At 58.4% G+C, this 24,569-nt stretch carries 18 protein-coding genes; 3 read left to right on the forward strand and 15 right to left on the reverse strand.

Going from position 1 to position 24,569, the window contains the following annotated elements; translation table 11 throughout:
* Positions 1-162: 162 nt before the first annotated feature.
* Complete coding sequence (locus tag PQU98_RS16300) at positions 163-1,062, forward strand: glycosyltransferase family 2 protein (RefSeq protein ID WP_272746024.1); 900 nt, start codon at positions 163-165, stop codon at positions 1,060-1,062.
* Positions 1,063-1,123: 61 nt separating this feature from the next.
* On the opposite strand, the gene PQU98_RS16305 is transcribed toward PQU98_RS16300, so the two are convergent.
* The 5 genes from PQU98_RS16305 to PQU98_RS16325 all read right to left on the reverse strand — a co-directional run bounded on the left by PQU98_RS16305 (position 1,124) and on the right by PQU98_RS16325 (position 7,948).
* Entirely contained in the window at positions 1,124-1,384 is a 261-nt protein-coding gene (locus PQU98_RS16305; protein WP_272746025.1) for a GlsB/YeaQ/YmgE family stress response membrane protein, read from the reverse strand.
* Between the two features lie 111 nt (positions 1,385-1,495).
* Positions 1,496-2,989: a tryptophan halogenase family protein gene (locus PQU98_RS16310; protein ID WP_272746026.1), complete on the reverse strand. Its 1,494-nt coding sequence runs from the start codon at positions 2,987-2,989 to the stop codon at positions 1,496-1,498.
* A gap of 8 nt (positions 2,990-2,997) precedes the next feature.
* On the reverse strand, positions 2,998-4,029 hold the full coding sequence (locus PQU98_RS16315) for a cupin-like domain-containing protein (protein WP_272746027.1): 1,032 nt from the start codon (positions 4,027-4,029) through the stop codon (positions 2,998-3,000).
* Positions 4,030-4,035: 6 nt separating this feature from the next.
* Positions 4,036-4,764, reverse strand: a complete 729-nt coding sequence (locus tag PQU98_RS16320; RefSeq protein ID WP_272746028.1) for a SapC family protein — start codon at positions 4,762-4,764, stop codon at positions 4,036-4,038.
* A 79-nt stretch (positions 4,765-4,843) separates the two neighbouring features.
* Positions 4,844-7,948: a TonB-dependent receptor gene (locus tag PQU98_RS16325; protein WP_272746029.1), complete on the reverse strand. Its 3,105-nt coding sequence runs from the start codon at positions 7,946-7,948 to the stop codon at positions 4,844-4,846.
* A 514-nt stretch (positions 7,949-8,462) separates the two neighbouring features.
* On the opposite strand from PQU98_RS16325, the gene PQU98_RS16330 reads away from it, so the two are divergent.
* Entirely contained in the window at positions 8,463-11,564 is a 3,102-nt protein-coding gene (locus tag PQU98_RS16330; protein WP_272746030.1) for a glycoside hydrolase family 2 TIM barrel-domain containing protein, read from the forward strand.
* On the opposite strand, the gene PQU98_RS16335 is transcribed toward PQU98_RS16330, so the two are convergent.
* On the reverse strand, positions 11,551-12,489 hold the full coding sequence (locus PQU98_RS16335; RefSeq protein ID WP_272746031.1) for a DMT family transporter: 939 nt from the start codon (positions 12,487-12,489) through the stop codon (positions 11,551-11,553). The genes PQU98_RS16330 and PQU98_RS16335 overlap by 14 nt on opposite strands.
* Before the next feature lie 269 nt (positions 12,490-12,758).
* Between PQU98_RS16335 and PQU98_RS16340 the strand changes: the two genes are divergently transcribed.
* Positions 12,759-13,247 carry a MarR family winged helix-turn-helix transcriptional regulator gene (locus PQU98_RS16340; RefSeq protein WP_272746032.1) on the forward strand — a complete coding sequence of 163 codons (489 nt, stop codon included), beginning with the start codon at positions 12,759-12,761 and terminating at the stop codon, positions 13,245-13,247.
* Positions 13,248-13,279: 32 nt separating this feature from the next.
* Here the strand turns inward: PQU98_RS16340 and PQU98_RS16345 are convergent, their stop codons facing one another.
* The 9 genes from PQU98_RS16345 to PQU98_RS16385 all read right to left on the reverse strand — a co-directional run bounded on the left by PQU98_RS16345 (position 13,280) and on the right by PQU98_RS16385 (position 24,530).
* The gene (locus tag PQU98_RS16345; protein ID WP_272746033.1) at positions 13,280-14,467 is read right to left on the reverse strand and encodes a pyridoxal phosphate-dependent aminotransferase; all 1,188 of its coding nucleotides are present in this window, start codon (positions 14,465-14,467) and stop codon (positions 13,280-13,282) included.
* A 129-nt stretch (positions 14,468-14,596) separates the two neighbouring features.
* Positions 14,597-15,916, reverse strand: a complete 1,320-nt coding sequence (locus tag PQU98_RS16350) for an APC family permease (RefSeq protein ID WP_272746034.1) — start codon at positions 15,914-15,916, stop codon at positions 14,597-14,599.
* Positions 15,913-17,442, reverse strand: a complete 1,530-nt coding sequence (locus PQU98_RS16355; RefSeq protein WP_272746035.1) for a S10 family peptidase — start codon at positions 17,440-17,442, stop codon at positions 15,913-15,915. Before PQU98_RS16355 ends, PQU98_RS16350 begins: the two co-directional genes overlap by 4 nt.
* A gap of 11 nt (positions 17,443-17,453) precedes the next feature.
* Positions 17,454-17,837 carry a RidA family protein gene (locus tag PQU98_RS16360; RefSeq protein ID WP_272746036.1) on the reverse strand — a complete coding sequence of 128 codons (384 nt, stop codon included), beginning with the start codon at positions 17,835-17,837 and terminating at the stop codon, positions 17,454-17,456.
* Positions 17,815-19,926 (reverse strand): amidohydrolase family protein, encoded by a 2,112-nt coding sequence (locus tag PQU98_RS16365; RefSeq protein WP_272746037.1) that lies wholly within the window; start codon positions 19,924-19,926, stop codon positions 17,815-17,817. The genes PQU98_RS16360 and PQU98_RS16365 overlap by 23 nt, the downstream gene beginning before the upstream one ends.
* 15 nt (positions 19,927-19,941) lie before the next feature.
* Entirely contained in the window at positions 19,942-20,913 is a 972-nt protein-coding gene (locus PQU98_RS16370; RefSeq protein WP_272746038.1) for an ornithine cyclodeaminase family protein, read from the reverse strand.
* On the reverse strand, positions 20,910-22,418 hold the full coding sequence (locus tag PQU98_RS16375; protein WP_272746039.1) for a S10 family peptidase: 1,509 nt from the start codon (positions 22,416-22,418) through the stop codon (positions 20,910-20,912). Before PQU98_RS16375 ends, PQU98_RS16370 begins: the two co-directional genes overlap by 4 nt.
* A 155-nt stretch (positions 22,419-22,573) precedes the next feature.
* A complete protein-coding gene (locus PQU98_RS16380) occupies positions 22,574-23,059 on the reverse strand; it encodes an Lrp/AsnC family transcriptional regulator (protein WP_272746040.1) in 486 nt (161 codons plus the stop codon).
* A 13-nt stretch (positions 23,060-23,072) separates the two neighbouring features.
* Positions 23,073-24,530, reverse strand: a complete 1,458-nt coding sequence (locus tag PQU98_RS16385; RefSeq protein ID WP_272746041.1) for a S10 family peptidase — start codon at positions 24,528-24,530, stop codon at positions 23,073-23,075.
* Between the last annotated feature and the right edge of the window lie 39 nt (positions 24,531-24,569).

Below are 24,569 nucleotides of genomic sequence, written 5' to 3' on the forward strand. Positions count from 1 at the left end.
CCCACCCCTGACCGCAGTTTAGCCTGAACAGGCTAACCGCACTTGCGTCGCGAAAAAGGCTCCCTGAACGGGAGCCTTTTTTGTGTTTGCAGTGCGGCGCAGGGCGGCATAAAACTTGCTGATCATTCCGCGACGAATTGCCTGTAACCGCCGAAAGCCATTATGAGCCACCTGAAAATCGACATCGGTATCGCCACTGCCGGGCGCCGCGACATCTTAAGTGAAGTCATCAATTTCATGGGGCGGATGAAGCGTCCGGCTAACAAACTGATCATCTGCCCGGCCAAACCCGAAGATGTCGATGAAGCGGCCCTGACCGGCTATGGCGCGCCGATTGAGATCGTGTCCGGCCCTGTGGGATTGCCGGCTCAGCGCAATGTGATCATCGAAGCGTCGGATGCCGATGTGATCGTGTTCTTTGACGACGATTTCTTACCCTCTGAGGATTTCCTGATCGAACTTGAGGCCCTGATGACGGGCGATCCGTCGATTGTGGTCGCCACCGGTCATGTGGTTGCCGATGGGGCGCTGGGGCCGGGGCTTGAATTCATTGAGGGGGTTTCAATTGTCGAGGGACTGGGCCCGCAGGCCGATCGTGCGCTGGAGCCGACCTATAATGGCTATGGCTGCAATATGGCCATCCGCATGGACGCGGTGCGCCAGCACAATATCCGGTTTGATGAAGCCCTGCCGCTCTATGCCTGGTTTGAAGATGTCGATTTTTCGCGCCAACTGGCTCCTTATGGCACGATTGTGAGATCCTATCGTCTGCGCGGGGTGCATCTGGGCACCAAAAAAGCAGGCCGCAGTCCGGGCAAGCGGCTGGGCTATTCTCAGGTCGCCAACCGCATCTATCTGGCGCGCAAGAAAACGCTGGGCTGGGACATGGCGATTGAGGGCATATTGAAGCATCTGGCCGCCAATCTGGTGCGCTCTGTGGCGCCTGAGCCGTGGGCGGACCGCAGAGGGCGGCTTATCGGGAACCTGAAAGCGCTCAGTGAATGGCCAAGCGGGCGGATGTCGCCGGGACGTATCCTCGATTCCGACCTTAAAAACTCCTGATTATAAAAAAAGCGGCGGCCTGAATTTCAGGTCGCCGCTTTTTTGTGGTTGTCAGATAAGGTCAGGCTTTTTTGCCGCGCATCATGCGACCGAGCGCAATCAGGATGCAGGCCCCGATCACCCCTGCGACCAGATAGCCGATGACGCCGCCGAACGACACGCCGATAATCGAGAACAGGCCGTTGGCGATCATGGCCCCGATAATGCCGAGGATGATGTTCATAAACAGGCCCTGATCGGATTTCATGACCTTTTCCGCGATCCAGCCGGCAATAGCACCGACGATAATGGCGGCCAGCCAGCCGATTTGATTGTCTTCCATAACAGCCTCACTCAGTTGGGTTGATAGTGGCCTGACTGTGCGGTCAAAAGCGTAAGGTTAAAATGGGCGGGTTCAAGTTGAAAATAAGGATTTTATATCAGATCTCTTCAATTAAACCGGTTCGGGCAGGGCGCAATAGGCCTTCAGGAAATCGCCATGTTCCGGCATGGCGGCGACGGCCTGATCGATCTGGGCCTTAAGTGCCGCCAATGCCTTTCCAGACTGTTCGGTGCTCATCATTCGGCCGAGGTGGTGCCAGGACTTCGGCTCAAGGCGCTGGCCAGTCATAACCTGAAGCCAGGAATCGATGCGGAAGACCTCATCGGCGACCTGCCAGGCGTGGCCGGTGTCACGGAACATCTCGATACGCTCGGTCAGGGTGTCAGGGATCGCCATATCGCGCCGTTCGCGCCAGTAAGGCGTATCGTCACGCTCAGTCAGCTTATAGTGCATAATGACAAAATCACGGATATTGACGACCTCATCTTCGGTCAGCTTGTTGAACCGGTTGATCAGGGCGTCGGTAATGCCGTCAAACGGGAATAGCTGTACCAGACGGGTAGCGGCGATCTGCATCAGGTGGATGTTGGTCGATTCCAATGGCTCGATAAACCCGCTCGACAGGCCCATGGCGATACAGTTTTTGTTCCAGATTTTTAAGCGCCGTCCGGTGCGATATTTGATGGTGCGCGGCTTGGTCAGGGCCGGGGCGCCGACGGTCGCCATAAAGCTGTCCATCGCCTGATCGTCGCTCATATGGGCGCTGGAATAGACATGGCCCTGACCGACGCGGTTTTGCAGCGGGATGCGCCAGTGCCAGCCCGCGTCATGGGCTATGGCCTGAGTATATGGCACGATCTTACCGGTCGGTTCGGTCTGCATGGCGATGGCGCTGTCGTTGGACAGCCAGTGGTTCCAGTCCTCATAACCGCTTTTCAGCGTTCCTTCTATTAACAGGCCGCGTAAGCCCGTGCAGTCGATAAACAGATCGCCCGCAATGCTCTGACCTGACTCAAGCATAAGCGCGGTGATGTCGCCGGTGTCCGGGTTTTGGTCGACGCGGGCGATTTTGCCCTCAACACGGGTAACCCCTGCGGCTTCGCTCAAGCGGCGCAGGAACGGGCCGTAAAGTCCGGTGTCGAAATGATAGGCATAGTTGATGCGCGAGGTGGGGGAGGTTTCGAACTTGCCATTTTCGGCGGCCTGAAGCTCAAAGCAATAGTCGCTTAACGGGCCAGCGACACCATCGGCTTTTGCCTGAAGCCATATGTGGTGAAACGGCGCCATCCACGACGATTTGCCAAGCACACCAAACGAGTGGAAATAGTGATCGCCCTTGCGCGCCCAATTATCGAAGGAAATGCCGAGCTTGATGGAGGCGTTGGTCGCGCGCATAAACTCGCGCTCATCGATGCCCAGCAAATGGTGAAAGGTGCGGATGGTCGGCACGGTCGCTTCGCCGACGCCGATGATGCCGATTTCATCCGATTCAACCAAAGTGACCTCGATCAGCGGGCCGATCATTTTGCTGAGGGCGGCGGCGGCGCACCAGCCGGCGGTGCCGCCACCGGCAATAACGACTTTCTTTACGGGCGGTCGGGTCATGGGCTTTACTACCTGTTGAGTTTTTGAAGTATCTGGGCACGCAGCCGCCGCGCCATGAGCGGATCAAGCGGGGCGAGGGGGCCACGCGCGGCCTCGGGCAGATGGGCGGCGGGCACCTCTGAGGGGCCGAAAATGTAGTAGTCGAACAGTTCCCGCCAGGCCGCTTTTTCAGGTTCGGGCCGGTCGCGCAGGCTAAGCATCCCGTGCAGCAGTGTCGTCCACGGCGTATCCATAAAGGCCGCAGACGTGTTCCACCAGTAATTGATCAGGATGTTGAACGGTTCCAGCGCTTCGACATGATGCCACCACAGGGCCGGATAGAACAGGACATCGCCCGGCTCCATCTCGGCGACCTGAGCCTGAGCCAGAGCGTCGCGAAAGCGGGGAAAGCGCTCAAAATCAGGCTTGCGGAAATCGACCATGCTGACCACCTGACCGCCGGGGGTCGGCTCCAGCGGGCCGGGATAGAGGTTGTGGACCTGATCGGGCGGAAACAGCGTAAAGCGGCGACGGCCCGCCACACAGACTGCCAGATTATGCGACATGTCAAAGTGGCAGGTGGCGGTGGTGCGGTTGCCTATCCATATGCTGGCCAGAGGTGGATTGGCCTCAAACATAGGGTGGTTCAGGATCAAGTCATTGTCATCGCGCAGGCCCGGCAGATAGAGCGACAGATCGGTCGAGCCGAGATAAAAGGACGGCGGGGCGGGATGGTTGAGGTGGTCATGCACCTGCGCCAGAAAGTCATTAAGCGCCACCCGCTCACCCTTGAAGTTCATGGCGGTAACGTCGTCATTATAGAAAAACCGGCCGCCGATGTCAGGTGCACCGGTATAGGCCGTCACGGGGCGGCCCTGATAATAGCGCAGCAGGTCATCCATCGCGGCTTTGGGGCTATTAAGGCCCGCCTGCACCAGTGGCCAGTTGCGCGCCAGCCCTTTCAGGATCACCGGCCGCTGCCCGGCCATCAGGTCATCATAGGGGATATCGCCCGGTGCGATGCCGTCTAGAATCAGGGGCTTGGCGGGTGAATCCAACATGGCGGCTTAAACCTGATGGCGTTTGCGGTTTTTCATCTCGATGATCTTCGAGACATTACCCAGTGACGACATCACCTGAAAGGCCAGAGCCAGAAAACCTGTCTGATTAAGCGATTGCAATGTTTCACCATTCAGGCCGTTCAACGCCTCGGCACTGATGCCGAACAGATCGGGGATCTTATAGGAGGTGGTCTCATCCAGCCGGATATCGACCTCGATCGGGGCCAGCAGGCCGGCGGCCTCAAAGGCCGAAAACATGGCGGGCATGACCTCAGATCCGGCGTGAATGGTGCGCAGGGTGCGGCTGATGCGCTCAAGGCGCGGGGCATTGCCGCCGTGGGGCAGGAACAGGGGCTCGCCCTCGCTGCGGCTGAAACGCGGGTGGGTAATATCGGCGTGGATCATCGGTTCGCGTCGGGTTTCACCGTCGATGTCACGGGTCTGAAAGCCGATCAGGAACGGGCCGCGCGCGATCATGGCGGGGATATAACGGGCATTCCACTGGTTGCCCTCAAGAAACAGGTTCTCGTCCTTATCCAGACCGAGCAGGGCTACGGCATAAAACGCACCCTGATGGTCACGGCGGAAAAAGATCGGATATTCGCGCTGGATTTCGGCAAATTCGGTCGGAAACACGGGCGTCTGATTGACGCTGTCCCCAAAGGCTGAACCGTGACCTGAGATATATCTCAGATCGTGGTGTTCGATATTATCAAGTGCTACGGGCTGGCTCATAGGGATACTTTATATACTCGGCAGAGAAAGAAAAGGCCGCGAGGGTTCGCGGCCTTTTCCATCAGTTTAAGCTACGCGGTTAGAACTTGTAACGCACGCCCAGTTGGTAACGGGTGTCAAGTTCCTGAGCAAAGTAGATGTTGGTGGTATCGCGTCCGTACTGGCGGATATGCTCCTTGGTCAGGTTGAGGCCTTCAAAGGTCAACTGGATCGAAGGGGTCACCTGATAGTTGACCGAAGCGTCCAGAACGCCGAACTCCTCGAAGTACTGCGGATCACCCTGGGCGCCGACATTGGTGTTGGCGATGTACGTGTCGCGCCAGTTGTAGGACAGACGACCCGACAGAGGCCCCTTATCATAGATCAGGGTCATATTGTAGGTGTCCGACAGCCCCAGCAGCGGGAACTGAAGCGTGCCCGGTGCCGCCGAATCGTCGAAGCCGATGTCGCCCTCGACCGTGGTCATGCTGCCCGCGACGCCGAAGCCGGTTTCGCCGAAGAAGTGCTGGAAGGCCAATTCGAAACCGTGGATGTTCGCGGTCTTGTTGTTGACCGGAATGGCAGTATCGAAATTGAACAGCGGATCGTTGGCGTCAGCCGTGATGTCGTACGCCGCCAGAACTTGATCGACGAAGGCCTGATTGAGGTTGCCGCCCGTCGAATTGGCACTGTACTCGTTCTTGGCCGCAGTGACATTGCCGTTGTTCTTGATTAAAAGCGCCGTCATGGTGAACAGGTTCACATCCGTTGGCGATTGACCCAGATCGCCCAGCGCGGTCTTGGCCGTACCAGAGCGTGAGCCTGCCGTAGCCGCAGTCGGATCGCGCAGGCTGAACAGGTTCTGCGTGACGCGGCCGGTACCGATAAAGTTGGCGACGTCCTTGTTGTAGAAGCCCAGCGACACATAGTTGGTCGTGCCGTAGTACCATTCTGCCGAGAAGTCGATGTTTGAAGATTCCAGCGGCAGCAGGGCCGGGTTGCCGGAACTGGCTGTCGGGTTGGTGCCGTTAGCCGTCGGGCGTGGCGGCGTATTGACCGTTGTCGTCGCGAACATATTGCCGTAGGCGGCGCGTGCGATCGTCTTGGAGTAAGACGCCCGCAGGGTCACGTCATCACGCACATTCCATGAGATGTCGAGGTTTGGCAGCCAGTTGTCGTAGTCCGCCTGACTGCTGAGGGTGGCCACGCCGGTGCCGAAATTGGTGGCGAAGTCGTTGTCAGCAGTCCAGCGGATGGCCGTTGGAATGCTTTGCAGCGCCGACGCCGTCACGTCCGTCTTTTCATAGCGCAGACCCGCCACAACGCTGGCTGGCTTGCCCAAGAAGTCGCCTCTCAGCGTTAGCTGACCATAGACGGCCTTGATCTCTTCCTCAATCGTATTCGCCGTCAGAGACGTCGTCGGGAGCGACTGGTTATAGCCCTTAGCCAGCGCGCGGTAAATGTCAAGTGCATTGCCGCGGAAGGCAATGTTCGACTGACCCGGCGTGAAGTCCTGGAACAAGCTGCCCAGATCGTAGGTCGTGATCAAGCCCGGTGCGTACTGGGCCACATCGCCGGGGTTCGAAATGCCCCAGTCGCCGAGCGCCTGATAGGTCGAGCCCGTGGTGGTAGTCATTTCCGACTTCAGTATGTCGATGCCGCCGTCGAAGCGGCTTTCACCGTCGAAGTCATAGGCAAAATCGACCTTGAACTCGTCGATCTTGTTAGTCTGGCTGTTAGTCCAGGTGCGGCCCACTTGCGAGCCTAGATCGCCGGCGTCCAAACGGCCGTTATTATTGCCGCGCAGAGCGTCGTTAATCGTGTACTTCTGAACCGGAATCTCGCCACGGAAGTCCACCGAGTGCGACGACACGACCGGCGCGCCGATCGAGATGGCCACCGTCGTCGAGCCGTCCGGATTGTTCGGCATGACTTCACCTTCCGCCGAGTGAGCGTCGAAGGTCAGGCTCATCTTGTCGTTGATGTCCCACACCGCATTGAAGCCCACCGACTTCAACGTGCTCTTCAGGCTTACCAGTTGCTGCTCGAAGCCGATGTCCTTCACGCCCGACAGGTTTTCCTGCAGGAAGACGGCGTTGTAGATGCCCGAAGCGCCCTTCTCGAAGATGATCTGGTCGAACGGACGGTTAAACCAGTTCGTCTGCTCGGCGCGCAATTCCGTTGCTTCGTTCTGAACGTACAAGGCGTCAGCCGTGAACAGCCAGTTTTCCACCGGACGCCATTGGGCGGTCGCCACCAGATTGCTGCGCTCGTTATGCGTCTCGGACAGGGCGTAACGGCTGTCGTTCGGATAGGCGACCAGCGAACCCGCCGGCGGCGCATTGGTGATCTGAGTTTGAAGCGTTGTCTGGTTGGACGCGTAGCGCAGACGGCCGCTGGAGGGGCTGTAGAACTGATCGCGCGTGTCGAGGTTCCAGCTGTTCTGCGTCGCCTGACGTGTCGCCACGTCCCTTTCGGCAAACTGACCGAACAACGCCACACCGAAGGTGTTGCTGTCGTTAGTCCACTTATAGGTTCCTGCCACTTCCGGCGTAAAATCCTTGCCGTCGATCAGGTTTTCGCCGTGCACGGCCTTGGCCGAAAGAGAGCCCGAAGCGCCAGCCTTACCGATCGGGCGCAGCGTCTTGATATTCAGGGTCGCGCCGATGCCGCCCGAAGCCACATGGGCCTTGCCGGTCTTATAGACTTCAAAGCCTGATACGCCGTCAGAGGCGATGCTCGAAAAATCGAAATTACGTGAACCGCCACCGGCGGTTCCGTTGCCTGAGCCCACCGCGTTAATTTGCGCCGCCGGCATTACCCGGCCATTCAGCGTCACTAGGTTAAAGCCCGGACCAAAGCCGCGCACCGTCACAGTGGCCCCTTCGCCGTTGGTGCGGTCGATCGACACGCCCGGAATGCGTTGAACCGATTCGGCCAGGTTGGTGTCGGGATACTTACCGATGTCTTCCGACGTGATGGCATCAACCACCCCCGTCGCGTTCCGCTTGATATTCATGGCGCGTTGCAGAGACCCGCGCACGCCGGTCACGATAACGGTTTCCACGTCTCCGGCTTCCGGGGCCGCGGGTGCCGCGTCCTGTGCAAACGCGCCGCCGGCCATAACGGCCAGCGTCGAGGCGCTGCACAGAATGGCGGCGCGCACGACGCGCTTCATCCCTTTGTGTGTAGTCTTTGTGGTCATCTCAATTCCTTCCAGCTTTTGTTTTTTTGTTACGCGAGTACACTTTGTAGGCATAAGTGCTCAGACGCTGCCGACATGTGGCATCGCTATCACCCGCAGTCAGTCTGCGGACGCACCTCTTCGTGCCCGCGAAGCCCCGTTTAAGTGGGGCATCTGCGGTATCAAATTACTCAAAAAACGCTTGGACGTTTGCCCTTAGCCGTTCCTTCCCAACTGCGAATTTAAGCTTTTGAATCGCCATATTCGCTTATTGTGCGGTACCGCTATCATGACAACGCTATCATTGCCAAACCCTGTTTGAACACAAAACGGCCTGATTGCGTGCTTTGAGTTGTGGCTGTTGTATAATTGCGACAAAAAATTGACCTTATTGTCAATATCGGGTTATTTGTCGTACAAAAAAGTGCCTCAGACGGTTGCATGTCCTTGGTTTTAAACGTATTTGTACTATTAATGATGGCGGCTAATTAAGTTGAAACAGGGTGTATTGTCTTACATGAAAAACGGGAATTCGATGACTGCAATGGCTCTGGTGCTGATGCTGACGGTGCCAGCCACAACCTTTGCGCAAGAGGCGCCGCGCGCCGAGTGGGAGCAGTCGGAGGTAGTGGCGGTGAACCGCGAGCCGATGAAGGCGACGTTTTTTAACTATGAGCGCCGTGATCTGGCGCTCAAAGGGGATAAGTCAGCGTCGCGCTATTTTCAGTCGCTGGACGGGACGTGGGATTTTAAGTTCTCCAAGGGCGTAGAGGCACGCCCCAAGTATTTTTACAAACAAGACACCTCGGCCTGGGACAAGATCCAGGTGCCGGGCATGATTCAGGCCCAAGGCGACGGCAAGTTCGGGACCCCTGAATTCTATAATATCCAGTATCCGTTCCCGATGAACGAGCCCTTCATCCCGCATGACGCCAATGAGGTCGGATCGTATAAGCGCAGCTTTGACGTGGCATCCGATTGGGCGGGTCGCGATGTGTTCCTGCATATCGGGGCGGCGGGGGCGGCCTATTACATCTGGGTCAATGGTGAGAAGGTCGGCTATTCCGAAGACTCCAAACTGCCGTCGGAATTTAATGTCACCAAGTTCCTGAAAGCCGGTACCAACAGCATCGCCATAGAGATTTACCGCTATGCCGATGGCTCATACCTTGAGGATCAGGACTTCTGGCGGCTGTCGGGCATCGAGCGCAGCGTTTATCTCTACGCTGAGCCTAAAGTCCGTTTGCGTGACTACACCGTCACGGCCTCGCTGGATAAAACCTACACCGACGGCACCTTTGCCCTGGAGGCCGAACTGGCCGGTGTCAAGGGAACCGGCACGATTACCGCCACGGTTTACGACGGTGAGGCGCAGGTGCTGAAAACCACCGCCAAGGCGTCGACCACTAAACCGGCTAAACTGACTGGCACCATCAAGGGTGTTAAGGCGTGGTCGGCGGAAACGCCGAACCTCTATCGTCTGGTGATCGAATACACAGATGCCAAGGGCAATCTGATCTCGGCCACGGCGCGCAAGATCGGTTTCCGTACGGTCGAAATCCGCAATGGCGAAGTTCAGGTCAACGGTAAGCGCATCATGATCAAGGGCGTCAACCGCCATGAGCACGACCCGGAAACCTACCGCGTCGTGTCCGAAGCGTCGATGCGCACAGACATTGAGCTGATGAAGCAGGCCAATGTCAACGCCCTGCGCACCTCTCACTATCCCAACGATCCGCGGCTATATGATCTGGCCGACGAATACGGCCTCTACCTCATGGACGAGGCCAATATCGAGAGCCACGAATATATGGATAAGGCCGACAAGGCCGGCAGCCCCAAACGTGAACAGATACAGTTGGGCTATAAAAAGCATTGGGAAGTGGCCCACATTGATCGCATTTCGCGCATGGTTGAACGCGACAAAAACCACCCCAGCATCATTTTCTGGTCGCTGGGTAACGAAGCGGGCACCGGGCCGAACTTTGAAAACGCCGCCAAATGGATACGCAAGAATGATCCGACACGGCTGATTTCCTATCTGGGTCAAGGGACACTGGTTGAGCGTCATGCGCCGAACCCTTATGTCGATATTTACGCCCCCATGTATGATGATATCGAAAAAATGGTCGATTGGGCGCAAGACCCGACCCGTACCCAGCCGATGATCCAGTGCGAATATGCCCACGCTATGGGTAATTCGCTGGGGAATCTTGAGGACTATTGGCAAACCATCCGCAGCCATAAAAAGCTTCAGGGCGGGTTTGTCTGGGACTGGGTGGATCAGACGGTTCACGCCAAGGATGACAAGGGCCGCCCGTATTGGGCCTCAGGCTTTGATATCAATCCGGCGCGCGGTGATAATTCGGTGGTCGGCGATGGTGTGGTGGGTGCCGACCGTGTGCCTGATCCGGAATATTACGAACTGCAAAAGGTCTATTCGCCGGTGGTATTCGAAGGCGATCCGACGACGGGGCAGGTTACGGTTGTCAACCGTTATGATTTCAGCGATCTGTCGGGCTTTGAGTTTGAATGGGTACTGACCAATAACGGCAATGTGGTCACGACCGGTGCGTTTGACGCCGCGGCGGTCAAGGCCGGAACGAAGCAGGCGGTGGCGATCAATCTGCCGATGCTGAAAGTGGCCCCCGGCTCAGAACAGATCGTTACCCTGCGCGCCAAGGCCAAGGCGGACGCTATCAAGGGCGTTGCGGCGGGCACCGTCTTAGGCTTCACGCAGTTCATCACCCATAAGTCTGAGGCCGAACCTGTGGCAGTCGTTGCCGTTAAACCGGCCCGTACCGGCGACGAGATCAGCCTGAAATCAGCCGCGGCGACGCTCAAGCTCGACGGTAAGACAGGTTTGGTGACCTACAGTGCCGGTGGCAAGACTTTGCTTAAGGGGGGCGCCCCCAACTTCTGGCGCGGGCTGGTCGACAATGATGAAGGCACGGGCGTTGAAAAATCCCACCGTATCTGGAAAACTTTCACCGACAACCGTCAGGTGCGCTCGGTCGAGATGACGGATGAGGCCGTCAAGGTGCTCTATAATTTCGGCACCGGTGCGGCCCATTGGGAAACCACCTACCGGATGTTGCCGGATGGGACGGTCAAGGTGACTTCGACCTTTACCCCGTTACGCGACGATCTGCCCGATCCACTGCGGCTGGGGCTGCGGTTCGACAGTGAGCCGACTTTGAGCGATATCGAATGGTACGGACGCGGGCCGCAGGAATCCTATGTCGATCGCCAGACCGGTTACGCGATCGGCCTCTATAAGGGCAAGGTTGCCGATCAGTATCACGACTATTCCCGCCCGCAGGAAAGCGGCAACAAAACCGATGTGCGCTGGCTGGCCCTAAGCGATGCGGCGGGTAAGGGGGTGCGCGTCACCGGCGAACAGCCGTTGTCCGTTAATGCCTTGGCCTTCCCGTACGAAGACCTCTATCTGCGTAACCCGCGCGGGACGTGGAAATCCTCGGAAATCCGCCCGCATAGTAATGGCTCTTTGCTGATCGATCTGGCGCAAACCGGCGTCGGTGGCGACACCGGCTGGTCACTGGATGGGCGGCCTCTGGCCAAGTACCGCATCAAGCTTCAGCCGCAGACCTATAGCTTTACCCTTAAGCCGCAATAGGTTTTTGCAGCCAGATGACGCCGATGGTGATGACCGCCGCTCCGGTCAGCAGCAGCGGCGTCAGCGGCTCCCCCAGAAACAGGCCCGCGCAGATGGCGGTGACGGCGGGCGACAGTGAGCCTATGGCCGACGCGCGCAAGGCCCCGATCCGGCGGATGGCAAAGGCATAGGCCAGTCCGGCCAAGAGTCCTGTGCCAATGCCGTGAGCCAGTATGAACGGCCAGGCGCTCACAAGGCTATCCATGCGGATATGGATAGGCACATAGCCAAGTCCGATAAGCGGGGCAAGCGCGGCCAGAGACGACAGACACTGCACCAGTGACACGGCAATCGGGTCAAGTCCGCTGTGGCGTACCGACAGGGTAAACAGGGCCCACAGCGCACCGGCGCTAAATACCAGCGCGGTGCCGGGGACAGACAGCGGGCCGGTGCCGTGGCTGGCAATCAGTATGGCCAGCAGCCCGCTCAAGATGAGGCCAAGCCCGCACAGGGCGTGCCTGAGAGCCGGGCCGCGCTTACCTGCCGCCTGAACCAGGCTGATGATCAGGACACTGCCGCCGGGGATCAGGGCGGCGGATATGGCCGCAGAGGTCAGGTTGGCGCCTTTGACGGCCACCAGATAAAACGGCAGGCCGCCTCCGGCAAATACCGCCAGTGCCGTCTTAAACCCGACGCGGCGTATCTGCGCCCAGCGCGTGGCTATGAATGGCGCAAACAGCAGGGCCGGCAACCCAAAGCGGATCAGGGCGGCATCGCCCGCTGTCAGATTAAGATGCCCAAGTCCGCGCGCCGACAGGCTGAAACCGGTCCAGACGGCGATGACCACCATCATCGCGGCAATCCCCATCAGGACGGATTTGCCCGTTGTAAGCCCCCGCGCCGCCCCATAGGGCCATAATCCGGCAGCCTTTGCGCCACTATTCATTCCGCGCTCCATATTGCACTGCGGCAAATTAACGGAGGGCGGGCGAAAAGATTTGTCTAAATCGCCGTAAATATCGCGGTTGCGAGGTAAATTTAGTCTCTTGTGATTTTAAATCGTATACGGTATTCATGATCGCAAATGGGGTAATATTTTGCGGTAAGCCTTTCTATGTGGAATGGTTCATGCGTAAAATGAATCAAACCGGCATTTTCGGGGTGATATTTTTCTGTTTGGCGATGCTAAGCTTTGGGGAAAAGGGAGTTTTTGGTATGCGACTGGGATTACCGGCTTACAATAACTACTTACCGCATTATCTTGAGCGGCTGGCGGCCCTTGTGTCTGATATTGCCGCCCCCGCCTATGAGGCGCGCGACCTGAGCAGCACGGAATGGCGAATCCTGGCCTTATTGAGCACGCACGAGCGCCTGCCGCAGAAGGATGTTTCACCCGGGATCGGGGTTGAGAAGGTGGTGGCGTGGCGCGCCATTACGGCCTTGCGCAAAAAGCGGTATATTTCACGCGAATTTTGCGAAGGGGATTACCGGGCCTATGACCTGTTTCTGACCGAGGCGGGGCGGCTGAAATATGAGGAAACTGTGCCGTCGGCGCTGCATAGGGCTGCGTCACTGATGCCGGAACTATCTTATGATGAACTGACCCAATTGCTGGGGCTGCTTAAACGGCTGGGCGGGCCAGATACCGGCAATGCCGACGCCGTCAATGATTTCCGTGCATCCGAGCGCGCCACGGCGGCATAAAACCGCCGTTTTGGCTTTCTGTGGGGTAGACTCTAAACGTGGCGGTACTGGCGCAGACCGTGCGTCATGCGCTCCAGCGCCGCAGTCATGCCGGTGATATCCTTGGCAAAGCCGATGCGCACAGACCCTGCCGCGCCAAAATATTCGCCGGGTGCTACGCGGACATTATGGGTTTTGGCCAGCCAGTCTGAAAAGGCGATGGTGTCGTCTATACCGGTCAGTTTCGGAAAACAGATGCAGCCATGTTCAGGCATTTGACCTTCGATCAAGCCTTCTGAGTGCCACAGATCGAAAAACTTAGCCATGACCGGACGGGTCTGCGCCATGACCTGACGGCGATAGGCGTCATAGGTGTCGTCGGCCTCCAGCACGAGGGCGGCCACCGCATGGGACAGGTTCGAGGTGGTGAAGTCATAACGCCCGGCCACTTCGCGCACCGGCGCCAAAGCTTCGGGGGTGCCCAAAATCCAGCCGCAGCGTAAGCTCGACAGGCCGTAGATCTTGGTCAGGGAGTTGATGGCGATAAAATCAGAGGAATAGTGGACGGCTGAGCGCGGACGCGCGCTGTCGGCATAGTCGCCGTAAACTTCATCGACCACGATTTTGAGGCCATAGGTACGGGCCAGTTCCGCCAGCTCGGTCAGGGTGGCGCTGTCCAGCAACATGCCCGACGGATTATGCAGGTCCGACAGGACGATCAGGCGGGTATCGGGACGGATGCGGGCGCGCAGGTCGTCGATATTGATGGCGTAGTCCTGACCGGTACGTTGAAAGTCTTCAACCTCAATGCCCATATCGAGCGCGGTGGTGGCCAAGAGGTCAAAGCGCGGGGTTTCGACCAGAATATGCTCACCCTCAGATACATAGGCGCGATAGACCAGCGCAATGGCCGTCGTGGCGGCTGAGGTCGTCAGGATATGATCCTGCGGCACATCATAGCGGCGCGACAGGGCCTTAAGCACATAGGGATTTCCGCTCACAAAGGCGGAGGTGTAGCGGTCGCTGAAACCGTCTGCGAAACCTTCACGGATCGTCTGTTGCAGCAGGGCCTTGGGCTCATCAACCGAACTATCGAACAACACAAACGCTTCGGCGCGATCGGCCAGAGCCTGACGTACCCACTGGGCATAGGACAGCGGCGGTTGGGCATCTGCGACCGAAGACAGAGGTGACGCCACAAGGCCGTTATCAGACCGGCTCAGCCGCGAGGAGATATTCATACTGATTTCCATATGTGCCAGCCTCTGGTCACAGGGCGGCTGTGAGGAAAAATTTAGCCGATAATCCGGGCAATTCTTATGTGAAGTGGGGTGGGCCAGACCCGGTTTTCGCATAAATTACATTGGATTTTACGGATTGCGGGGCTGATTTATCCGCGTGCGGATGGCCCAGTAGATAACCCCGATCACTGCCCAGACGCCCAAAAGGCCGTAAGGGCGGACATCGGCTTCGATGCCGGCCAGAATGACAACCACTGCACAGACGGCCCCCAGATAGCCCAGCCACAGGACCGAAGATTTCTTCCACTTAAGACCGGCATTGGCGTGAAGTTCGGGATGATGCTTCACTAGGTTGGTGGCCGAGATCGAGCAGGCCATATATTTCAGCATGGTCGGGATATTGACGGCCAGCAGCAGAAACACCAGATCGTCCGGCAACATAATCCCGGCAAGAGCGGCCCCCCAGCCGATCAGGATCGCCATGTAGGGGGTGCCGAATTTCGGATGGATCTTATTGAATATGGCGGGCAGGGCGCCTTCGCGGCCCATAGCGAACAATGAGCGTGAAAAGCCGAGCGCCAGACCATTGAGCGATTTCATGATCGAGATCGTCGCCGCGCCGATGATGACGGGGGCTGCCCACGGGCCGAGAGGAATTTTGGCGGCATCAAGCAGCGGGGTTTTTGTACCCGCCAGCGCGTCCGGCCCGATCAGGCCCAGAGCCGTCACGGCCACCAGACCATAGACCACCAGCGTCAAAAGCACAGCCAGCACAATGCCGCGCGGCAGGGTCTTTTGCGGGTTTTTCACTTCTTCGCCGATTTCAACGGCGGCTTCGATGCCGAGGAACAGGGAAATCATCAGTGGCACACAGGCCAGAATGGCCACCCAGCCGTGACCGACGATCGGCTGAATGAGATCCATAGTGGTCAGTGGCAGGCCGGTAAAGGTAAAGGCCGCCAGCACGAGCAGCAACAGCCCCATCAGTATGGTCTGGATGCCCGCGGCGATCGATACCCCGAAATAGTTGAGCGCAAAGGCAATGGTAATGGCCGCCGCCATTGTGGCTTTGCGCGGCAAGTCAAACGCCATACCAAGATAACTGACCAGAACCGATGACAGGACGATCACCGCCCCGACATTGGCGACGATCCGCAGCCAGGCGATCATAAAACCAATAAACGGGTGGATAAACCGGCGCGGCCACTCATAGGACGCACCCGACGTCGGCAGGGCCGAGCCCATGAAGGCGTAGGATGAGGCAAACAGGATCATCGGAATGGTGGCGATCAGCATGGCGATCAGAAGGCCGGAGCCTGCGACCTGTGCCGCCGGTTGCAGAACCGAGAAGATCGACACGCCGATGGCGCTGCCCGCGCCAAACATGACCACGCCGGTCAGGCCGACATTCTGTTTCAGGTGGCGAGAGGGTGTGGTCGGTTCGGTCATTGGGCGCTGGCGCTTTCGATAAAGGTTCTGAGATCAGCCGACAGGGCCTTGCGGCTGTCGGGGCCCATATAGGGCATATGGCCGGATTCGTAGGTCTTAAACGTGACGCTGCTCAGGTCGATCCCTGAGTGGGCGATGGTGTATTCCGCCGATCCGAGCGTGGTCACCAGATCATAGACGCCGGTGCCGACCATCAGTTTAAGCGAGGGATTGCGGCGCATGGCGACGGCCAGATCGGTGGCATAGTTCTTTGACGGCGGCACACCGGCCCCGCCACCCCAATCCCAGCGGGCATTGATGGTACGGAATTCAATGGCCTTATAGGAGGCATCGATTTTGACGCCGAGGTTCCTGGTGAAATGCTGATCAAGGGCGGCCAGATAGCCCGGCACATACTGGCCCATCGCCGGATCATCGGCGACCGGATCACCGCCGGAGGATTTCAGCGGCAGGGTGTAACGGCCGTCATACATGCCGATCTGGATGTTTTTCGAGGCCAGAACCTCAGAGGCAAATTCATTCAGACTGACGCGCAGGTCTTGGCGCAGGATATAGTCTTGCGTCAGGCCGGTCAGGGCCGACAGCTTTGTGGCGACGGCGGCTTTATCAGAGGGCGTGGCGCGATCCCCCAGGTAGAGCACGCGTAAGTAATCACCGGCGGCAAAGCCTTGCGCATCCTTGATCTGCTGGGGCAGTGTGGTCGCGGATTTATCGACCGCGCCATGATACCAGGCGGTGGCGGCCATGGTCGGAAGGCCCGTAAGGTATGGCGTATCGCCTTTACCGGACATATCCATCGCCTGACCCAGCAGGATGACGCCATTGAGCGTAATGCCGGTCATGGAGCCGGTTTCCGAAGGGCCACCGGCCAATAGCTTGGCCAGACGGGCAGCGCGGATGGTGCCATAGGATTCGCCGACCACGAATTTCGGGGCACCCACGCGATCATATTGGCGCAGCCAGCCCTGAATGAAGTCGGCAGTGATTTTCGCGTCCTGTTCCACGCCGAAGGATTGGGCTTCCTTACCGGCTACGGCCTGCGAATAACCGGTGCCGGGCGGATCGAACAGCACGATATCGGCGACATCGAGCGGGCTTTCCGCATTGTCGGTGATGTTGAACGGCGGCGTGGTCTCAGGCTTAACGTCGTCTTTGAAAGCCACCCGCTTGGGGCCCATGATGCCCATGTGCAGCCAGACCGAGGCCGAGCCGGGGCCGCCGTTGAACACAAAGATCACCGGCCTGACCGTGCCTTTGGGGGTGTCGGTGCGGATATAGCTGGTGGCCACAATCTGGGCGACAGGTTGGCCGTCGGCGCCGATGATGGAAGTTTGTTCAACCACGGCCTTATAACGGATAGTCTTGCCGCCAAAGGTGCCGGAATGGTGGGTTTCAAAGCGCAGCGGAACAGGCGCTGTCGCAGTGGTTTGAGCGAGGGTTTGAGCCTGAGCTTGGGCCGGTGCGGTGGCAACAGGCGTCACCATCAGAATGGCGGCCAGAACAAGTTTGGATACAGCCGTGGTCATTGATGGTCCCCTTAGACTTTCAGACTGACTTCGATTTCGACCTGCGCGCCGTAAGCCAGAGCCGATACCCCAAAGGTCGTACACACCGGCAGGCGTAACGGTTTGAAATAAAGCCGGTAAATCTCAAACACGTCCTCAAGACGACTCATGTCGGTCAGCATCAGCCGGCACTTGAACACATCATCAAAGCTGGCCCCGACGGTTTTCAGCGATGCCGCGACATTGCGCATCATCTGCTCGGTCTGCTCGGTCAGAGTATCCGCCACATGGCCGTCATCGTCATCACCGATATGGCCGGACAGGTGCATTATACCGCCGGTGGCCACAGCCTCAGACGCGGGCAGGTCGAAATCGTACGGAAAATGGACGATGTCAGTAGTGGAAATGGGCGCCATCGGACTCTCCGTGATCAGAGTGATCGGATGTGGCGACCGGGCTTGCGGGTCTGATGACCTTAGGCGCCGTCGTGAATGGTGTGATCCCCAGTGCGTCATAGATCTCGTTCGGGAAATAGACAAAGCCGCCTTTGAGCACCATGCGGGTTTCGCGCAGCGCGCTTAAGTCCTTGGTCGGGTCACCCTTGACGAGGAAGAAATCGGCCAGCTTGCCGCGTTCGATCGTCCCCAGTTGCTGGTCACGCCCGAAATAGACCTCCATGTCGTAGGAGCCAACTTTCAGCGCCTCAGCCGGAGTCATGCCGGCTTTGACATAGAGTTCCAGTTCGCGCTTGACCGAAAAGCCGAGCGTATCGTCCGTACCGGGCAGTAGCTGGATGCCGTTCTGGTGCAGCATCTTCATGATATCGACCAGCTTATCAAAGGCGGTAAAATAGCTCTTGTCTTCGGCGGCGTCCTTCAGTGGCACATAGGTGCGCTTACGGTAACGCTGATAGCCGATCGGCATGTTCTTGAGGTACCATTCATCGGCCGGATTGACCTTGCCTGCGCGGCTGAGCATCAGGCGCTCAACGATCACGGCGGTGGTATCAAGGCCCATGCCCTGAGCCTTCATGGTCGCAACCGATGCCTGCACGGGGGCGGAGTTGAGGTCAAGCGTGGCGGCGCGGGCCAGAGCCGTCAGGCGCAGCGGCGTGCGGGTATCTTCACCGTCTTTCAGCAGCCAGCCAAGCACCAGCTGGTTGATGTGGGTGATCTCATCGTAGCCGTCTTTCATGCCGCGGTCGGGCGTATAGAAAGCCGGAATGTGGCCGACTACATCCATGCCAAGGCGGTGGGATTCAGCCGCGACCGCCGGAATCCAGTCGGGGTTGAAGCTGTTGTAGATTTTGAGCTGGTAATAGCCGTGATCGGCATACCAGCGCACGGCCTTCATGGCCTCATCCAGCGAGTTGACCACAAAGCCGTGGTTGGCGGAATAGGGGCTCTTGCCTTCGATAAAACCGTTACGGACAATGCGGGGGCCGGCGACCGTGCCTTCAGCCATTAGGCGGATCTGGGTATCCAGAAACCCGTTGTCATTGCCCATATCACGCACCGAGGTGACGCCCGATGCCAGCAGGAACAGGCCCGATGAGCGCGTGGTGTGGGAGTGCATGTCGTGCAGGCCGGGCACCAGCGTGCCGCCTTCGCCATCGATGATCGTCTCATCCTTCGGGGCATTGGTAGCGGCCTCGGCTTCGGGCAGGATGGTGGCGATGGTGTCGCCATTGATCACCACGCTCGACAGGCCGCTAAGTTTGCCGGTTTTCGGATCGAACACGCGCACATTCCTGATGCGCACCGGTCCGTCGAAGCGATGCCCCAGTTCGGCCTGAAGGGTTTTCTGGCGCTCGGCCTCAAGTTCGCTGTTGAGGCGGCCAAGGGATTTGATTTCGGCCTCATAGCCTTTGCGCACCATATTGCCTGCTGCGAACAGTTCGTTCTGCTCATCCAGCAGAATATAGGCGGGGGCGAGGTCAAGGCCATCCAGACGATAGATGGTGACTTTCAGCGCCTGTTCGCCCTGACCAACGTTTATGGACTTTACGGCTTGCAGGCGTACCGATCCGCCGGGCAGGGCGTCCGCCGTCTGGTTCGGCTGGGTCAGCAGGTAGCGGGCATAGATAGCCAGATCATAGGGGTTGGAATCGTTGACGACATAGAGCTTGGGCGTTTTCAGCGCCATCTTGCCTGCGTCGGCCTGCGATGACCAGGTAAAGGACGTGCCCTTAATGGCAAAACTTTCCGCGACCGTCCCGCCCATCAGGGAGGTGCCGCTGATCTGGCCTGCCACCGGCAGGCCCTTGTCGTTCAGGGTGATGGCTTGCTTGTGCTTGGGGCCACGGCCATTGTCATCGACAAAGTAATCGATATTGAGGGTCTTGCCCTTATCGGCAGCGGTTTCCACCACCTCGACATGGCCGACGGTTTCGCCGTTCTGGATGATCACAAAGCTGGCGTCGGCAAAGGCTGGAACCACAAAGGCCGGGGCCACAAAGCCCAGTCCGAAAACGGTCGTCAGCAGGGCGGAACGGATCAGGGACATGGGAACTCCGTAAACTTAAGCGGTGGCTTTGGCGTGGATATAGGCGGCGGAACAGAGGTCCTGCACCACATGGCCCAGGGATTTATAAAAGGTGATCTCGGTGTCGTTACGGCGGCCAACGACGGTGTCGTTCAGGACTTCGCCGATTTCCGCGACAATGTGGTCGTCCGTTATCAGGCCGGCCTCTTTGGCGACCAGAAACTCGGCCCCTGCCGCCAGAACCGAGCGGCGGCTGTCGGCAATATAGCGTGAGGCGACGACAAGGTCGTTATCGACCTCAACCGGGCCGGGGCCGGAGGAGCCAACGATATTCAGGTGGGTGCCGTCCTCGACCCAGTCGCGGAACAGAACGGGCTCAGACGATCCGGTGGTGGTGCAGATGATGTCGGCACCCTTACAGGCATCGGGGGCATCAGCGACAGCATAGACCCTGAGGCCGGTGGACAGCGCCATGTCGGCGGCAAAGGTGGCGGCCTTATCATAGTCGCGCGCCCAGATGCGGATGTCCTCCAATGCACGGACATGGCGGATAGCCTCGACATGGGATTTGGCCTGAGCGCCCGCACCAAATATGGTCAGGCGTTTGGCATCCTTGCGTGCCAAGGCATCGGTCGCCACCGCTGAGGCGCAGGCCGTGCGGATTTCGGTGACTTCACCGGCATCAGCCGAGCACACCAGTTCGCCGGTTTTCGGGTCAAATACGATGACCAGACCATGATGCTTTGACCGGCCTGTGTTCTCAGGATTACGCACGACCGAAATGATCTTTCCGCCATAGATGCCAAGCTTATCAGCGGCGGCTTCATCCATCAGAAAGCCCGGCATGAGCGCGAGGACTTTCAGCGGGGCCAGCGGAATGATGGTGCGCAAAGGCTGGGGCGCTTCGGAGGCTGAAAACGCGGCCATCGCCTGACGCACCGCCGCGATACAGCCGGGATAGTCCAGCCATTTGATCACGGCGGCGGGATCATAGTGGGTGTAGGTCATTGGCCGTCCTTGAGGAAGGCGCGGATATCGACGCCCAGCTTTTCCAATGCTTTTGAATTGGAATAGTTCATATGGCCGCCTTCATAATAGGTCAGGCGGGTATTGGCCTTGGGCCAGTCGGCCTGCTTCAAAAGGTACTCTGAGCCGCCGACGGTGGTTTGGGTATCGTACCAGCCGACGCCGACCATGATCTTCATCTTGGGCTGGGTTTTCAGCACATCGCTCAGCATCGAAAAATACGGCCAGTCGCTGAACGGCCCCTTGCCATAACCCCAGTCCCAGCCATCAAGGCCACCGGTGACAGGGCTGTTGGTCAGATATTTGACCTCGGTCTTGATGTTCAGGAAATCGCGGGCATAGGGAATAAAACCATCCTGCATAGCCTTGGGGCCGACAAAAGACGGATCGCCGCCTTTTTCGAGCGGGCCGGTGTAGCGGGTATCGGCCATACCGATGATCAGGCCCTTGTCCTTAAACAGCAGGCGACGATAGGCTTCTTTGGAAATGCGCAAACGCGCATCGGCAAAGGTCTGGGCGGATACGCCGGTAAAGCCTTCCAGCTTATTCGCCACGGCCATCAACTGGTCGTCAGGCAGGTCGCCACCTTTATAGAGGGCGGCCAGATATTCCGTATCGGCAAAGCTGCGCGCTTCGGCCACAAAGGCCTCAAGCGACAGGCCGCGGGTGTCGACGGCCTTGTGATACCAGGCGGTGGCGGCCAGCGTCGGCAATGACACGACATAGGACACGATATTGGTCTTACGCTGCACATAGTCGGTGATATTGGCGGCTTGTCCAAACAGAACCACCCCGCCAATGGTCAGGGGCGTCTCGTCTTCAGCCAGCTTCTTGGCGATCTGAGGGGCGCGCATGGTGCCGTAGGATTCACCGAAGATATAGACGGGGGAGGCTTCGCGGCCACGCGCTTTGACCCACTGGGTGATGACCTGCGCGAACTGTTCCGCGTCCGCTTCGACCGAGAACCAGTCTTTCAGGTTGGTGCCATTAAGCGGGCGGCTGTAGCCGGTGCCGGCCGGATCGATAAACACCAGATCAGCGACCTCAAGCGGCGCGTTCGGGTTATCGACCAGTTGAAAGGTCGACGGATCGGCGCTCAGGTCGTCGGGCATATGCACGCGCTTGGGCGCAAAGGCCCCCATGTGCAGATAGACCGACGGGCTGATCGGGCCGCCGTTGAAGATAAACATCACCGGGCGGTTCGCGGCTTTGGTTTTGGCCTCATAGGAAAAGGTCACGACCGACAGGGCGTCGCGGCCTGAGGCATCCTTGACCACATAGGAGGCGGCGGTAGCGGTATAGTCGATTTTCTGGCCGCCAAAGGTGCCCTTGTGTTTGGTCACCACGGCGGCGCCAAAGTCTGCGGGCGCAAAGTTTTCAGCCACAGATGGCGGCGGCGTTTGCGCATAGACGGGCAGGGCGGCGCCTGCACACAGCAGGAGGGCCAGTGTGCTGACAGCAGCTTTACGGACGGTTTTCACAGTCATGATCAATTCCCCTGCTCATGTTTTGTGACGGTTTCGCAAAGGTACGCTACGACGGTCTTTGCGAATAAATATGTTTTTCTCAGTCGCGTGCTTGCGGTTATGAGCATAAATCCGGTTGCAATTGCGACTAAGTGGTTAATTCATGCCGGTGGCGTTCACAGCGCCTTGGCACCGCGCAACGGGATGGCGGTGGTTGATTTCAGCTCGCTCAGGGTCACGGTCGATTGAATATCGACCACACCCGGCAGCTTCAGGATCACGTTGAAGATGAATTTCTGGTACCATTCCATGCTGGGGGCCACGACCTTGAGCATGATGTCCTTTTCCCCGAACAGGGAGTGACACTCCAGAATTTCCGGCGTCGCTTCGATCTTACGCAGGAATTCGGCGCGCTTTTCGTCGGTCAGGGTGGTCATCTTAAGGTAGGCAAACAGCATCAGGGACGCGCCGAACTTATGGCGATCCAGCAGGGCGACCTGTCCCTTGATATAGCCCTCATCCTTAAGGCGCTGAAGCCTGCGCCAGCACGGTGACTGCGACAGGCCGACCCGGTCAGCCAGATCGCTGGTCGACAGGGAGGAGTCCTTCTGGATCTGCTCCAGAATGCGGATATCGACGCTCGATAACGGTTCTTCGGCCATAGGTTACGCTCCGTTATTTGATGAAATTGCGGATCTGATCGGCCTTGGCCGTCAGGTTATCGGCGGGGTTAAAGACGGAATGACCGGCGGCGTAGGCGTTGAACGTCACGCGCTCCAGCGGGATATCGGCGTGCTCGATCTCATAGCGGGCCGCCCAGACAGGGGTGGCCAGATCGAAATAGCCACCAACCACCATCATCTTAAGGTCTTGGCGATCGTTCATAAGTTTCGCCAGATCGGGGGTGACGTTCATCACAAACTGCCGGTCCTTATTCACATCGTCCCAGTTCCATTGAAAATTCAGCTCCAGCGACAGGGACACATAGTCGTCGCTGGCCGGAAACTTCAGTTCGTCCTTGAGGTAGCTGGTGATCAGGGCCGATTTGATGACGTTGGACTTACCAAGCCCAAGCGAGGGATCATTGGCGGCGGCGGGGCGGTTCGGATTGGCGGGCGGGGCCTTGGGCGCCACAACCCGCATATCGAGGCGGCCGGTCAACTGATCCTTATCGGCATTGAGGGTTTCAAGATAGGTCTGGCTGTCGACCCGCAGATTGGCCTTGAGGATCGTCTCTGCCGGCAGGCCGATCAGGGCGGACAGGCCGTTGGCGACCTCGGTTTTCTCAGCGTCGGTGATCTGCGCCCCCTTGAGCAGGGCCGGGGCGTAGGTCGAGATGGCAAAGGCTTGCGCATCGGCAAAGGTGGCCTCAAGGCTGCGGCCCTTGCGGTCGATTTTGTTATGATGCCACGCACCGGCGGCCAGAGTTGGCAGTTCCAGAATCTGGCCCATGTCGCGCGATTCCGACATGTTGAGCGACGGCGAAATCAGGATCAGCCCTTTGAGGCCCGGCAGGGTTTTGTCTTTGGCGATCTGGCCCGACATGACCGCCAGCCGGTAGCCGCCATAGCTTTCACCAGCGATATAGAGCGGGGAAGCTTCGCGGCCATTGGCCTTCAGCCATTTGGCGATCAGGTTATGGACGGCCGTAGCATCGCGGTTGACGCCCAGGAAATTCCGCAACTCATCGGGTTTAAAACTGCGGCTGAGACCCGTACCCACCGGATCGATAAAGACCATATCGGCGGCATCCAGCAGCGTGTCGGGATTATCGATCAGGGCGTCCTTGTCACGGATGCGCGGACCAAAGGCTGACATATGCAGCGGCGACGACGAAGCGCCCGGGCCGCCATTGAAAAAGACGATGACGGGGCGGGTGCTGCGATCCTTTACGCCGTCACGGACATAGGAAATGGCCGACAGGGAGACCACGGCCTCACCCTTATCGTTTTTCAGGATCTCTTCGGTAAAACCGGCGGTATATTTGAGGGTGGTTTTTTTCTGGGCCAGAGTCTTATTCTGGGTCAGGGTTTTGGGCGTGCTGACGCTGATCGCGTCCTGTGCGGTGACAGGTGCCCCCAAAAGCCCCAGACACATTGCCACTGCCGCTACGAAGATACAGCTTTGCCGCATGACCGAACCCTCCTTGATAAACTAATCCCTTACAGGAAA

The sequence above is a fragment of the Asticcacaulis machinosus genome (genome assembly GCF_028550435.1).
GTDB lineage: Bacteria > Pseudomonadota > Alphaproteobacteria > Caulobacterales > Caulobacteraceae > Asticcacaulis > Asticcacaulis machinosus.

Bases quoted from the DNA above. Each gene is read 5' to 3' on its own strand.
- PQU98_RS16305 (WP_272746025.1), bottom strand. From the start codon at position 1,384: ATGGAAGACAATCAAATCGGCTGGCTGGCCGCCATTATCGTCGGTGCT.
- PQU98_RS16345 (WP_272746033.1), bottom strand. From the start codon at position 14,467: ATGAATATCTCCTCGCGGCTGAGCCGGTCTGATAACGGCCTTGTGGCG.
- PQU98_RS16325 (WP_272746029.1), bottom strand. From the start codon at position 7,948: ATGACCACAAAGACTACACACAAAGGGATGAAGCGCGTCGTGCGCGCC.
- PQU98_RS16365 (WP_272746037.1), bottom strand. From the start codon at position 19,926: ATGTCCCTGATCCGTTCCGCCCTGCTGACGACCGTTTTCGGACTGGGC.
- PQU98_RS16380 (WP_272746040.1), bottom strand. From the start codon at position 23,059: ATGGCCGAAGAACCGTTATCGAGCGTCGATATCCGCATTCTGGAGCAG.
- PQU98_RS16385 (WP_272746041.1), bottom strand. From the start codon at position 24,530: ATGCGGCAAAGCTGTATCTTCGTAGCGGCAGTGGCAATGTGTCTGGGG.
- PQU98_RS16360 (WP_272746036.1), bottom strand. From the start codon at position 17,837: ATGGCGCCCATTTCCACTACTGACATCGTCCATTTTCCGTACGATTTC.
- PQU98_RS16315 (WP_272746027.1), bottom strand. From the start codon at position 4,029: ATGTTGGATTCACCCGCCAAGCCCCTGATTCTAGACGGCATCGCACCG.
- PQU98_RS16300 (WP_272746024.1), top strand. From the start codon at position 163: ATGAGCCACCTGAAAATCGACATCGGTATCGCCACTGCCGGGCGCCGC.
- PQU98_RS16320 (WP_272746028.1), bottom strand. From the start codon at position 4,764: ATGAGCCAGCCCGTAGCACTTGATAATATCGAACACCACGATCTGAGA.
- PQU98_RS16375 (WP_272746039.1), bottom strand. From the start codon at position 22,418: ATGACTGTGAAAACCGTCCGTAAAGCTGCTGTCAGCACACTGGCCCTC.
- PQU98_RS16355 (WP_272746035.1), bottom strand. From the start codon at position 17,442: ATGACCACGGCTGTATCCAAACTTGTTCTGGCCGCCATTCTGATGGTG.
- PQU98_RS16370 (WP_272746038.1), bottom strand. From the start codon at position 20,913: ATGACCTACACCCACTATGATCCCGCCGCCGTGATCAAATGGCTGGAC.
- PQU98_RS16330 (WP_272746030.1), top strand. From the start codon at position 8,463: ATGACTGCAATGGCTCTGGTGCTGATGCTGACGGTGCCAGCCACAACC.
- PQU98_RS16335 (WP_272746031.1), bottom strand. From the start codon at position 12,489: ATGAATAGTGGCGCAAAGGCTGCCGGATTATGGCCCTATGGGGCGGCG.
- PQU98_RS16350 (WP_272746034.1), bottom strand. From the start codon at position 15,916: ATGACCGAACCGACCACACCCTCTCGCCACCTGAAACAGAATGTCGGC.
- PQU98_RS16310 (WP_272746026.1), bottom strand. From the start codon at position 2,989: ATGACCCGACCGCCCGTAAAGAAAGTCGTTATTGCCGGTGGCGGCACC.
- PQU98_RS16340 (WP_272746032.1), top strand. From the start codon at position 12,759: ATGCGACTGGGATTACCGGCTTACAATAACTACTTACCGCATTATCTT.